The following is a 12,812-nucleotide window of genomic DNA, read 5'->3' as shown; positions in this document are numbered from 1 at the left end:
GCGGATCCCCTGACGGCCTCCTGACGATCTTCTGACAGGTGCGCGGTGCGGCGTTTTAGGCCTGGCTTTCGAGGCCGTCGTTCACTACCGGGAGGTACACGACGAACGTGCTGCCTTCACCGAACGTGCTCTCGACATCGACGGACCCGCCGTGCAGCTTCACAACGCCGTCCACGATCGCCAGCCCTGAACCGGCTCCCTGGTCCTCGTATTTCTCGCGGTTGATCTGGTAGAACGTGTCGAAAATGTTCTCCAGTTCCTGGGGCGGGATGCCGCGTCCTTGATCCCGCACCGCAATGGCAACCGCGTCGCCTGTCTGAAATGCCTGGATCTGCACCGGGTAGCCGGGCTTATCCGAAAACTTGACCGCGTTGTCCACCAGGCATTCCAGAGCCGCCGTGAAGTAATCCAGGTCCACCACTACGGGCAGCAGATTTTCCTCTACCGCCACTTCGACCTCAACGCCGTGTTCCTGCGCCAGATCGAAGTACTTGCTCTGGATCCCGTACAACAGCGCTTCGTAGCTGCTGAACAACCGCTTACGCCAATTATACGTATTTTCGGCCTCGCCGGTTTCAAGCTCCACCAGCAAAATGAAGTTTTCGACCAGACGGCGCAGCCGCCCCGCCCCGGCATTGATGCCGCGCAGGAAGGCGCGCATGTCGTCTTTGCTCAGATCGTCGGCGTCGCGGTGCAGCATATCGGCATAGGCGACGACGTACGTCAGCGGGGTGCGCAGCTCGTGGTTGAGGATGGTCAGAATGTTGTGCTTGATGTCCGACACTTCACCGTGCCAGGCGTTATCAAGCTGCTTCTTACGGTCGAGCTTGGCCGATACCGCGACCAGCAGGTCGTCGGCGTCGAACGGCTTGACGACGTAATCCTCCGCGCCCATGCGCTTGCCACGGTGGATATCGTCGCGCTCGCCTTTTGCGGTCAGGAAGATGAACGGGATCGTCACCCAATTTTGACGCGCGCGCACGGCGTTGAAGAAATCGTAGCCGTCCATACGCGGCATCATAATGTCGGACACGATCAAATCCGGCGGCTTAGGCTGCGCGTTGAGCACTTCCAGCCCGGCGACGCCGTTCGTGGCCGTGAACACCCGGTAGCCGTTGAGTTCCAGGATGTCCCGGATGCCTTCCATCAGGTGCATATCATCTTCCACTACCAAAATCGTAGCGGTGTTACCCGTTCCCATTCCCATCCCTCCAGTACACGGACTGCTCTTGCGGTTCGTACACGGGCAACTTTAACCGGAAGGTGCTGCCGCGCCCCTGTTCGCTTTCGACTTCAATGCTGCCGCCGTGAAGCCCCATGATCTCTTTGATGATCGCCAGTCCCAGTCCCGTGCCAGGCACATTCGGATTGACATTGGACCCCCGATAGAACCGGTCGAAGATATTTGGAATCTCATCGGCAGGGATACCAATCCCGGTATCCACCGTCTCAATAATAACCCATTCCGGTTCTCCTTGCTCGGAGCGCCCTACGGCGCTTCGCACGAGGATCTGTCCCCCTGGCGGCGTGTAGTTGATCGCGTTGCTCACGAGGTTGGTCAGGGCGCGTACCAACTGGTCGGGATCACCATAGACCATTGGCAGTCCGCCGTTCAAACTTTCGTAGCGCAGCTCTTCTTCGGCGCTTTCGGCCCAGGCGATGTTGTTCTGCACCACGGTATTGATCACCGCCTGCACGTCCACCACCTGACGGACCTGCGGGCGCTCGGCGCGCTGCTCGCTTTGCAAGCGCGACAGATCGAGCAGCTCCACGATCAGGCGTTCGAGGCGCTCCACTTCGCGCCCCATCACTTCGAGGTAGCTCGCGCGGCGCTCCGGGCGGCCCTGCTGAAGCAGAGACAGGTAGAGCTTGAGGTTCGCCAGCGGCGTACGCAGCTCGTGCGAGACGTTCGAGACAAAGTGATCCTTCATGCGATCCAGCTCTTGAAGCTGGGAAATATCGCGCAGGACTACCACCGATCCGAGCGTCTGGTCGCCTTCGAGCACGCGCGCCGCCTTCGCCTGAAGCGCGGCGCTGCCGATCTCGATGATCTCGGTCGCGTCGTTCGTCTCCGTCTCGTTGTAGAGCACACGGTTGACCAGCGCACGAATGCGCAGGCTGAGGTCCATGTTCAGGTCGTGCTGCTCGAACAACTGGTTCGCCATGGGGTTGGTCAGCACGACGTGGCCGCTGAGGTCGAAGACGATCACCGCGTCCGCCACGGAACGCAGGATCGCCTCGGTGCGCTCCTGCTGCTCGCGGATCTCGGACGTGCGCTCGACCACGCGCGCTTCAAGCTCCAACGTCTGTTGGCGCACGCGCTCGAACAGGCGCGCGTTGGACACCGAGATCGCAAGCTGCGCCGCGAGCGGTTCCAGCACGTTGAGGTCCTCGGGCGTGATGCTGAAGTGGCGCTGGCGCTCCACGATCAGCACGCCGATCACCTCGTCGGCCACGATCAGCGGAATGCCTAGCGAGCAGCGCTCGCCCGTCCCGCTGCCGTTCTGCGCGGTCAGGTCGCTGGAGATGCGGTTTTGCAGCACCGGCTCGCTCTGCTGCATAGCCTGCCACGCCACGCCGTCTTCGGACAGGTAATAACTGTCCAGGGAGCCGTCCACGTAAACGGCGCTGCGCCCCATGAACAGCGAATGGATGACAAGCTGGTCGTCTTCGACTTGCAGCAGGCCGATCACGTCGTAGTGCAGGATGTCAAACAGCTTGCGCGCGACGCCTTCGATCAGGTTCGGCAGGCTGAGGATCGCCGTCGCGTAGCGCCCCACCTCGTTGACGAGCCGCAGTTGATCGAGATGGTGGCGAATCTCATCGAACAGGGTCGCGTTCTGAATGGTCAGCGCGGCCTGCACGCCCAACAACCGGATCTGTTCGGTCAGCCAGTCGGCGTAGGCGTCCGGGTTTTCGGTGTTCACCAACAGCAGCGTGCCAATGGGCACTTCGGCCTTGACCAGCGGCACGGCGATCACGGCCTGGGCGTGCGTCATCTCGATAAATTCGGGCGGCAGCATGGTGGACTGGGCCACGCGGTTCACGAAATGGGGCCGCCACTGGTGGATCACGTAGGACGGCAGAAGCGTCTCATCTTCGAGCGAGCTGCTGCTGCCGACAAAACGCTCCGCGCCCGGCCCGTGGGCCGACGCCCCCACCAGCCGGTCGCCTTCGATCAGCCACAGGTACGCGCCCTGCGCGCCGAACACGCCCGCGCTTTCCTGGCAGATCAGGTTCAGGACCGCGACGCTGTCAAGCTGTGAGCTGATCGCCAGCCCCAGCCGCCCCATATCGGTCGAGAGCGCTTCCCGCCGCAGGGTATTTTCAAAGAGCACGGCGTTATCCATCACCACGCCAAGCTGCTGGCCGATGTTCGCCAGCAGATGTTTGACCTCGGCGCTGAAAGGCGTCTCCGGCTCGCAGACGCTCAACAGGCCGATGCCGGTCCCGTGCGAGACGAGCGGCACACTGTAGAAGGTGATGGTCTGCCCATCCGCCAGCCGAATCGACGGCAGCGCGGCGGCATCGGGCACGCAGGCCAGCCGCGCGCGGATCTCGTCGGACAAGCCGGAAGCGGCCAGCAGGCGCAGCTCGTTGGTCGCCGTATCGCGGTGGTGGATCGTGCCGCCGCTGATGTTGAGTGTTTCGAGCACGCGCTCCAGCGATACCACCACGAGGTTGTTCTGAGTCAGCACCTCGTTGCTGGCGGCCAGGATCGTGTTCAGCGCGCTGAGGGCGCGGTTCTGGCGGCTGGCTTCTTCGAGCAGACGGAAGTTTTCGATCGCCGCTGCCACCTGATTGGCGAAGGTCTGCACCAGTTGGAACGAGTCGGTGGTGAACTTATGCGGCTCGTAGCTGTCGATGTGCAGGAAGCCGATCACGCTGTCGCGCACGACGAGCGGCGCACCGATCCAGCAGCGCACTTCCTGGTAGCTGAACTGGCCCGTGCGCCACCAGCGATTCTGGCGCGTGTCGGTGACCAGGATGCCGCGCTTCGTCTCGAAGATGCGCTGGCTGAGCGGATACACCGAGAGCGATACGGTCGTTTCCGCGGGCAGCGGGGTCGCTGGCGGGTAAATCGCGCGCAGCGTCCACTGGCGGTTGTCGTCGCTCAGCAGGCCGATATGCGCCTGATCGAAATCGAGCATCTCGTTGAGCGTGTTCAGCGCGAGGCTGAGCGCGCTGTCCAGATCAGCGCTGGATACGAGATCGTACGAGGCGTGCTGAAGCATTTCGGCCTGCAAACGGCGCTGCTGCTCGTTTTCAAACAACTGCGCGTTTTCGACCGCGATCACCGTTTGACCGGCAAAGGCCGTGGCAATTTGCAGATCCGCATCCGTGAAGTGGCCGGGATGGGTGTGGGCAATGCTCAGGCAGCCCAGCACCTGATCGTGGATGATCAGCGGGACGCCAATCCACGAGCCGTGGTGATAGCCGGTATGAATCCACTGGGCGTCACTGACCGTATCGGACACCAACTGCGGCGCGCGCTGGGTAAACATTTGCAGCATGTACGGGTAGCGGGCGATCTCGATCCGCACGTCCGACAGCGGTTTGTCGTCCGAGCTGGGGGTAAAACCGTGATAGGCACGGATGCGCAGCCGCCCCGGCTCGGCCAGGAGCAGCACCGTCGAGCGGTCGAAGTCGAGGATCGTGCTCAGGCGTTGGAGCATGGCTTGCAGCGCCTCGTCCAGCTTCATGCTGCTGAGGATGCTGGCGACCTCGCGCAGCGCTTCAGCGACCTGCCGCTGATGGCGCTCCTGGCTGTGCAGGCGCGCGTTATCGATGGCGACTGCGATCTGGCGCGCGACGCTGCTGAGCATCGCCACCTCGACCTGATCGAAGTTGTGCGCCTGCTCGCTGCCCAACTGGAGCACGCCAATCACCCGGCTGCGCGTCACCAGCGGCACGGTGATGCCGGAGCGCATGTTGAACTTGCGCAGGTGAGCGCTGAACGTACCGGTGTCGTCCGTGCTGGCCGTGACGACCGTTTCGTGCGTCCTGATCACCTGGCCTGCCGTGCTCTCGTCAATGACGAGCGTCTCCGGCGCAAACCCGAGGTTATCGGGCGCGGTGGAACTGCCCGCCAGAATCAACATGCCGGGCTGGTGCTCGTCCAGCAGATACACCACCGCGTTATTGAGCCGCGTAATCGAGAGCACCTGACTGAGCGCGCGCGCGATGACCTGATCGAGTTCCAGCGAGGCAGAAATGTCGGCGCTGATCGCGCTGAGCGCCATCAATTCCTGGCTGCGCTCGTTGAGGTTGTGCCGGATGCGCGAAGCGGTGATGTCGCGCAGGGTCAACAACTGCGTGCCGGGCGGCGCGCTGGCGTGATCCATCGCCGTCAGGCTCAGCCGCACGACATACTCCTCGCCGCCGCGCTGGACCTCACACTCGGTCGTGGAAAACTCGTGGCGCAGCATCCGCTCAACAGGCTCCGCGAAATCCGAGCCGCGCACCAGCTCCAGAGCGTGAACGGGAGCCAGCCCGCTCAAGTCGCGCGCACCGATCCACCGCATCGCGGACGCATTTTTGCGCACCACGCGATCGTCCGCGTCAAGCACCAGATAACCGTCGCTGAAATCGCCCACGAGCGAATCGAGCAGGACGCCAAACGAGGCTTCATGCCGCCCCTTCAGCGCCAGGATCGAGACATACAGCACCGGCAGCGCAAGTCCGAGCGCCGTCACGAAGGCGATACCCCGCCAGCCCACCAGGGGAGACAGGATAGGAATAAGGACGCTCGCCAGTGAGATGAGCTGGAAGGGCAGCGCGGTGCGCCAAAACCGGATGCGTTTCTGCTTGAGGGCCAGGACCAGCACCGGGATCAGCAGAAGGTGGCTGGCAAGCGCCAGCACCATGATCAGCGGCCAGAGCTGCGTCAGCTCGACGATGATCCACGCCGGGGCAAACCCAACCTGATCGCGCGCCAATACCAGCGGAACCGAGGTCCCCCCCATGCCGACCAACAAAATCACATCGCTCACGACGTTGATCGCAATGGCGGCGGCCAACACACGGGCGCGGTAAAGGCGGAACCAGGATTCGTAGTACAGGCCCAGCAGCGTCAGGGGCAGAAGCACGAAGTAAATCCAGATCGAGGCAAGGATCACCGTGACGAATGCAATCCGCGCCAGATCGGGATTAAGCGTCGTGTCTATGATGAACGTGCACGCGGTGGCGACAGCGACAACAAGGAGGTACGTTGTCAGGACAAGACTCGCTAACCCCCGTGGTTGGCGTTGAAACACCACGGTAGCCAGAAAGATGTAGAGGCAAATCAGAGGAATAAGTAGATACGCCATTCGGTCGAATCAGCCCCCACCGCGACACTGCCTACAGTATAACATGTACCACCCGTTTATGATGGCGATGCAACAGCCAGAGAGATTTCTCTGGACAGAGCCCCTGTAACACTGCGAGCGCCCCCGGTCCCGCACCGGTTCTACGCATGGTGTAACTGTATTGGCATTATGCCAGGTTCGACGCACTCTGAACGCTGTTGAGCTTGTACCCCCGTCCGCGAATCGTGCTGATGAACTGGGGCTTGGACGGGTCCGGCTCGAGCTTGGAACGCAAGCGGCTGACCAGCTTTTCGATCCGCGCGTCATCCACTTCGCCCATGTATTCCTGGCCCCATACCGTATCCACGATTTGATACTTGTCGCAGATCTTGTCCAGACGGCCATATAACAGCAGCAGCAGCCGGTATTCCAGGTCGGTCAGCGCCTCAACGCGCCGTCCATCGACCCACACCACACCTGCGTCAATATCGACCCATACACCCGCCGGGACTTCCTGCTGGATCAGGCGCTGCCGCCGAGCGTAGTTTTCAAACAGCCGCCCGAACAGACGCGGCCCCTGATCATCGCTGACGAGCACGCCGCGCGCCAGCAGCGCCGTGCGTTCCACATCCGAAAGCGCATCCACACCCTGGGTCGCAACGAGCGTCGCCCATTCGCGCTCGGCAGGCACAAGCTGGTTCCAGAGCTTGATCATCTCACTGCGGACCAGCCGGTGATTTCCCAGCACATCATTCGCCACCTGCAGCGCCTGCTCGGTATACGTCACGGGCGCGCCGGATTCGACCTCCATGACCACGTGGGCGACGGCATGGATCAAGCCCGGATGGCCGCCCGCCTGGTTCAAAATGAAGTCGCGCTCCGCCGGATCGAGCGAGTCGTGCGCCTGGTGGAAAATATCGGCGGCCAGCCGCTCGGCATCGGACGGCGCGAGCGGTTCCAGGTAGTGCTTATACGCGCCGAACGGCTCCAAAAACTCGGCCAGATCGTCGCCCACGTCAAGCGAGGTCGTCGGGCGCAGCGTGGCGATGATGTAGTTGAGCTGTGCGGAGTAGCTGTCTTTGAGCGCGCGCATGTTCAGGAATACGCGCTCGTCCAGCCCGGTCAGCACCGCGTCGAACTCGTCCAGCATCAGGATCACTTCCTGCGACTCGTCATCCTGAATCAGCGCCAGCAGCGCGTCGTTGAACGCCAGCGGAATCGTGAACGAGTTCTGCGACTGTACCACCGTGCGGTACAGATCGTCCAGGCGCTCCATCAGCGCGTGGGGCGCGGGCGTCTGCGCGGAAAGCATCTCGGTCGCCGCCCGGAGGATCACTTCGTAGAAGCCCTGCGCGCTCATCTCCAACATGCGGTTACAGTCCACGTACACGAACAGGGCCGGATGCCCCACGCGCTGTTCGTAGGACCGGGCAAACGCGGGCTGGGCCATGTGGCGCAGCAGGGTCGATTTGCCAAAGTTGCTCAACCCGACCAGCGAGATCGGCTGACCAACCACCAGCATATCCAGAATGTCCGCCGCATCACGAGGCCGGTAAGGCGTCAATGGGTGTCTTTCAGACATGATATTGTTCCAACTCGCACCAACGTGGTGGGGCGCGCATCGCGGCCCCTATAGAAAAAGAGGTTGCCTGGAGGCTGTCAAAACACCGCCGACACTCGCCCGGCGGCTCTGTTCCCCCTTCGCATCCATCCCGTCTGCGCACCCAATCACAACAACGCAGCGCCCCTTCCCTCCACTACTGGCGAGAAAGGGCATCAGGATGGGGCGGCTCGCCCTAAACATCGAAGAGGGGCAATACGATGACTGCCCCTGCTTGTAATCCGCTTAACTGGATGCTCCGCCAGCGGTTATGCCGACGTACGGAGCTTGCGCGCGATGACCACAACGGCCACCAGACCCGCCGCCGCAATCGCCAGCAGCGTCAGCCCGCTCGCGCCGCCGATATCGCCCGCCTGATCCGCGATGTCCGAGAAGAACCCGGTCGTGGGCAGCGCGGACGGCATCGCCGTAACTTCGAGCGCTTCTTCGGTGCCTACCTCCGACGGCGTGGGCGACACACCCGACACCGCCAGCGCCGTCATCGTCGCGCTGATGCCTTCCAGGTCCGGCGTGGACGTGGGCGGAATGCCGACCGTGAAGGTGACTTCGCCCGTCGTCGGGACGTTCACCTGGATCAAGACTTCATCGGTGGGCGGGATCTGCGCCTGGATGTCCGGGGGCAGCGAGGCGTAATCGACCAGCAGCCAGTAGACGCCCGGCTCCAGCGCGCCAAAGTCGAAGTCACCCGCTTCACCCGTGATGATCTCCCCGATGAACTCGTCACCGATCTCGATCGTGGGGGTCGGCTGGAGGCCCTGGCGGTTCCCGCTGACCAGCACGATCTGGCCGTCGGACGGGTGATAGGCTGCGCCACCCGCTTCTTCGGTCGCCGCGTCGGTCGCTTCCGCCGTGGCGGCAGGCTCGGAGCCCCCGCTCACGGGATTGTTGGGCGTGGTCAGGGTCAGCGTATAGTCGCCAGGACCGGACACGCTGCTGACGCGGATCGCGTAGGTTCCGGCGGCGGGTAGCTCGAAGTTTTCGATCAAGGCGTTGAGACCTTCGCCGCTGTCGTCGTCTTCGGCCACGATCGTGCCATCCGGCCCGACGATCTCGACGAACATATCCATGTTGACTTCATCACCGGCCACCGCGCTGACGGTTACCACGTCGCCCGCGCTGCCCGTAAACTGCCACTCGACAGGGGTCGTATCTTCGAGCGTTTCGTTCAGGGCTTCGCCGTAGGCGATAGACGGCGCGGCTTCGGGCGCTTCGGCAGTGGACAGCGGGACGCCGGTCGCTGCGGAAGGCGTGCCGCTCTGCGGGATGGTCACGGTGGTCACGTCGGACGGGGTAAACACGCCGTCGCCGTCGTCACGGTAGAGGCGGATCGTCACCCCGGAGAAGGGGTTGTTCGATTCATCCACCAGACGCCCGTAAAGACGGGCGGCTTCGGCCACTGCCGTCTGCGTCGCGCCGTTGGACTGCGCCACGGCGGTCCCGGTCGCGCTGTTCGCGTCGGCCATCGCCGTCTGGGTCGCCGCGAGAGCCACCGCCGTCGAGGCGGAGTCGTTCGCGGCGTTGGTCGCCGCCGCAGCCGCCGTCTGGGACATCTGCGCTTCCGCCGTCACCGTGGCTGCCGCGTTCGCCGCCGACTGAGTCTGCGCCTCGAACACGGCGTTTTGCGTCACGGTCGCGGCCAACTCAAACTCGCGCACGGCGGTCTGACTGGCTTCAAACGCGATCTGCGCCGCCGTCTGCGTATAGCCGAAATTCATCGCCACGGCGGTATTGGTCTGGATGACGGCTGTCGCGGTCAGCTCGTTGGGGCTTACCTCGTCACCGCCGCCCAGCGCCAGGAAAATCAAAATTCCGACGATGGCGATGACCGCCAGCATGAGCAGCGCGCCGACGATCTTAAACGTCCGGCTGACGCCACCTTCATCCGGTTCTTCGAAGCCCGGTAGATCCAGGTCTTCTTCGAACGGTGGCATCTCGTCCAGTTCGCTCAGGTCGTCCAGGTCTTCGAAGCCCATAATTCCCTCCGCGATTGTGTGGCGTAAGTTCTTTCGCCTGGCCCGGCAAAGCGCCTCAGCCGAGCAGTTCCAAATTGACCAAGGCAACGGCGATAATACGACCGCTCGGCAGTTTTACGCGGGCGCTTGGCAGCCGCAGCCCACTCTCGGTGACCTGCGGCATAGATGGCAGTTCAACCACGTCAACTACGAGGCCATCCCACGGCGCGCGCACGATCCGCACGCGGTCCCCCACTGCTAAAGCGCGATCCACTGAGGGCGTTGGCGGCATGGCGTTCCCGGAAGGCAGGGGGATGAAAATTTCCGGGCGCGCGCCGGTCCAGCGATCGGGCACAGCGGCATTAAACGCGGCCTGACGGCCCACGCTGCTGCCGAGTAACTGGTAGATTGCTTCAGTCGGCCTGCGCTGACCAAATCCCTCGGTCAATATTACAGGGAATGTAAGCCGCAACGCCAATTCGCGCAAGTTTGAAGGCATGCTTGGCGCAACGACGCCCGCCACTTCCTGCTGCTCCGCAATAGCGAGATCGCGCTTGGTGATCGGATCGGGGCTGATGACCACGACGCGCCGGTATTCGGAAATGCGCACGTCGATCTGGCTCAAGCCGGTAAAACCGCCTTCGGGCAAAAAGCGGAACGTCTCGAAGCACAGCGGGCCGTTGCCCCATACGCACTGGATCAGCGCGCCGGTGGCCGAAATCAGCACGGTGTTGTTTTCCGCATGCTCGACCTGACCCGGAATGCCCGCGAAGACCTCGACCGAGCGCTCGATCGCCTGGATGACGATCTCCGTGCCCTCGATGCGCGCGATCTGCCCGTTGACCGGCGAGATGACGGTCTTCACGCGGCGGCCACGGCCTTTCCGCGCGAGAATCTGGCCTTCCTCGACGTGCTGGCCTTCGCGCACCTCGATATAAGAGGCGATCTGTTCGGGGTCGGTGACCTTTTTCACCAGGGCGGCGGCATCGACCTTATGCAGCGGGCCTAACACGTCGCCCTGAAGCACCGGCTGGAACGCCTCGACTTCCATGCGCTGATTCACCGGCATCTCGCGCACCACGACGCCGGGCGGCAGCTTACGCTCACGCTGAACCCGCGCGAGGCCCATCACCACCGAGGTTTCAGGATAGTACGGCATGGGCCGCGTCCTCCTGTGCGATTACGTCATCTTCACGCGCGCTGTCTTCGTCCGGCGCGCTGTCCGCACCCATCATCGCCGCCAGCCAGCGCTCGAAGCGGGCCATGCGATCCTTCGGGCGCGGCATGACCAGCGGACGCCCGCGCGCATCGAAAATGATGCCTGCCGAGCCTGCCATCACGTTGAGCTTGAGACGCTGCTTGCCGTTGATCGACAGGCCGCGCCGCAGCTTGACCATGACCTCGCAGGACATGCCGGGCGAGACGGGCGCCATCCAGATTTCGCCGCCGCGCACCGCGTGTTTGATCGTGCGGCCCGACGCCGTGCGGATCTGGACGTTCATCGCGTTCTGGCCACTGCGCGCGCTGCCCATCGGGCTGAACGCCGTCGCCAGCGACGGCAGCGCGCCGCCGTCGAGCATCTGCACGGTGATCAGCGGGTTGAGATAGGCCGCCACGCCCAGGCCGGAGAGCATGTTGTAGGGATCGAGCCGCAGATCGGTCACGCCGACCGGCTGAAGCGCGTCCAGCAGCAGCATGGCGGAGACACCGGGGTGCTGGGCCTCGGTGAGCACCGCGCCCGCCGCGATCACCGGGCCGAACTCAGGCAGCAGGTCGCCGCGCCCCACCCCCCACTCGTCGCGCGCCTCGCGCAGCATCAGCCGCACGATCTCACGCGCCGCGGCCTGCTCGATCATCAAATCGCGCGGGCTAGCGGGCACGGTCGCCGGGCGCAGTTCCTTGTTATAGGCATAATCCCACAGCTCGTCGTCGGTCACGTCCGGCGGGAGCCATTTGCGCAGCGTGTCCGGCTTCAAGGCGTCGAGCGCGCCCGCCAGATTGTGCCCGATGCCGAGATCGGTGCGCACGGAAAAGCGCGCTTCCCCGTTCACGCCCGCAACCATCAGGCTGTTGGCGCTGCCGACATCGACCACCAGCGGCCCCAGGCTGCTCTGCGGCTGATCGGCCAGATAGCGCACGGCGCTGATCGTGCCCTGGATCGTGGGGACAACCCCGATCGGGCTGCGCCGCGCCACTTCAATAAAACCGCCCTGCTGGCGGCTGCGGAAATCGTCATAGGCCAGCGCCAGCTCAATCTGCGCGGGGAACACCTGCTCCTCGCGCATGTCGGGGCGCACGTTGCGCGCGTAAAACACCGTTGTGCGGGACGACAGCAGACGTTTGATGCTCTGGCGCAGATCGCGGTTGCCCGCAAACAGCACGCCGGGCGTCTGGCTGCGGAGCGAGGTCAGCGCGTCGCGCACGGACATCACCAACTGGAGCAGGATCGCGTCCGCACCGTCATCCGTGCCGCCCACGATCAGGATCAGGTCGGGGTGGGCGCTGAGGATGGCGCTCACACGCTCGTCGGGCGTGCGGCGGTCGTACGGGCTGAGCGTCTCGACGACGGTCACCGTAGTGCCCGCCAGGACGTGCTGCGCGCTGGCGAGGCTCATTTCGGGCGTGACGCCGACCAGCAGCACGCGCATCGGGCGACCAGCGCTGGCCGTCGCCAGAAACTGGTCGATGCCGTGGCCGTTCGTCTCGGGCATGATGAACAGGCTTTCCGAATCGGGCGCGATCAGCCTGCGCCCGGTGGCGTCGGTGATCTGCTGCGCGGCGCGGTCGAGGCCGAAGCTGACGTTCCCCATCGGCGCTTCCGCCGTGGTGCGGGCGCGCCCGCCCGCCACAAACCGGTACTGGCCCTCAACGACATCGATCAACGCCAGGCGCGTATGCACGCTGCCGATATCGGCCAGCAAAATCGAGTGGACGTGCTCGAACGCCATG

6 protein-coding genes are annotated in these 12,812 nt (G+C 63.8%); all 6 read right to left on the bottom strand.

Features of this window, described 5'->3' with window-relative positions; genetic code table 11:
• Positions 1-55 precede the first annotated feature (55 nt).
• On the bottom strand, positions 56-1,201 hold the full coding sequence (locus V7116_RS10350) for a hybrid sensor histidine kinase/response regulator (protein ID WP_324391844.1): 1,146 nt from the start codon (positions 1,199-1,201) through the stop codon (positions 56-58).
• Positions 1,188-6,311 (bottom strand): GAF domain-containing protein, encoded by a 5,124-nt coding sequence (locus tag V7116_RS10345; protein WP_324391843.1) that lies wholly within the window; start codon positions 6,309-6,311, stop codon positions 1,188-1,190. Before V7116_RS10345 ends, V7116_RS10350 begins: the two co-directional genes overlap by 14 nt.
• A 166-nt stretch (positions 6,312-6,477) precedes the next feature.
• On the bottom strand, positions 6,478-7,872 hold the full coding sequence (locus tag V7116_RS10340; RefSeq protein ID WP_324391842.1) for a helix-turn-helix domain-containing protein: 1,395 nt from the start codon (positions 7,870-7,872) through the stop codon (positions 6,478-6,480).
• 287 nt (positions 7,873-8,159) lie between these two features.
• The gene (locus V7116_RS10335; RefSeq protein ID WP_324391841.1) at positions 8,160-9,884 is read right to left on the bottom strand and encodes a PPC domain-containing protein; all 1,725 of its coding nucleotides are present in this window, start codon (positions 9,882-9,884) and stop codon (positions 8,160-8,162) included.
• A 55-nt stretch (positions 9,885-9,939) separates the two neighbouring features.
• On the bottom strand, positions 9,940-11,022 hold the full coding sequence (locus tag V7116_RS10330; RefSeq protein ID WP_324391840.1) for a hypothetical protein: 1,083 nt from the start codon (positions 11,020-11,022) through the stop codon (positions 9,940-9,942).
• Positions 11,006-12,811: a glutamate mutase L gene (locus V7116_RS10325; protein ID WP_324391839.1), complete on the bottom strand. Its 1,806-nt coding sequence runs from the start codon at positions 12,809-12,811 to the stop codon at positions 11,006-11,008. Before V7116_RS10325 ends, V7116_RS10330 begins: the two co-directional genes overlap by 17 nt.
• Position 12,812: the final 1 nt, after the last annotated feature.

The sequence above is a fragment of the Aggregatilinea sp. genome (assembly GCF_036822615.1).
Lineage (GTDB): Bacteria > Chloroflexota > Anaerolineae > Aggregatilineales > Aggregatilineaceae > Aggregatilinea.
This window is presented reverse-complemented; position numbering and strand designations above follow the sequence as displayed.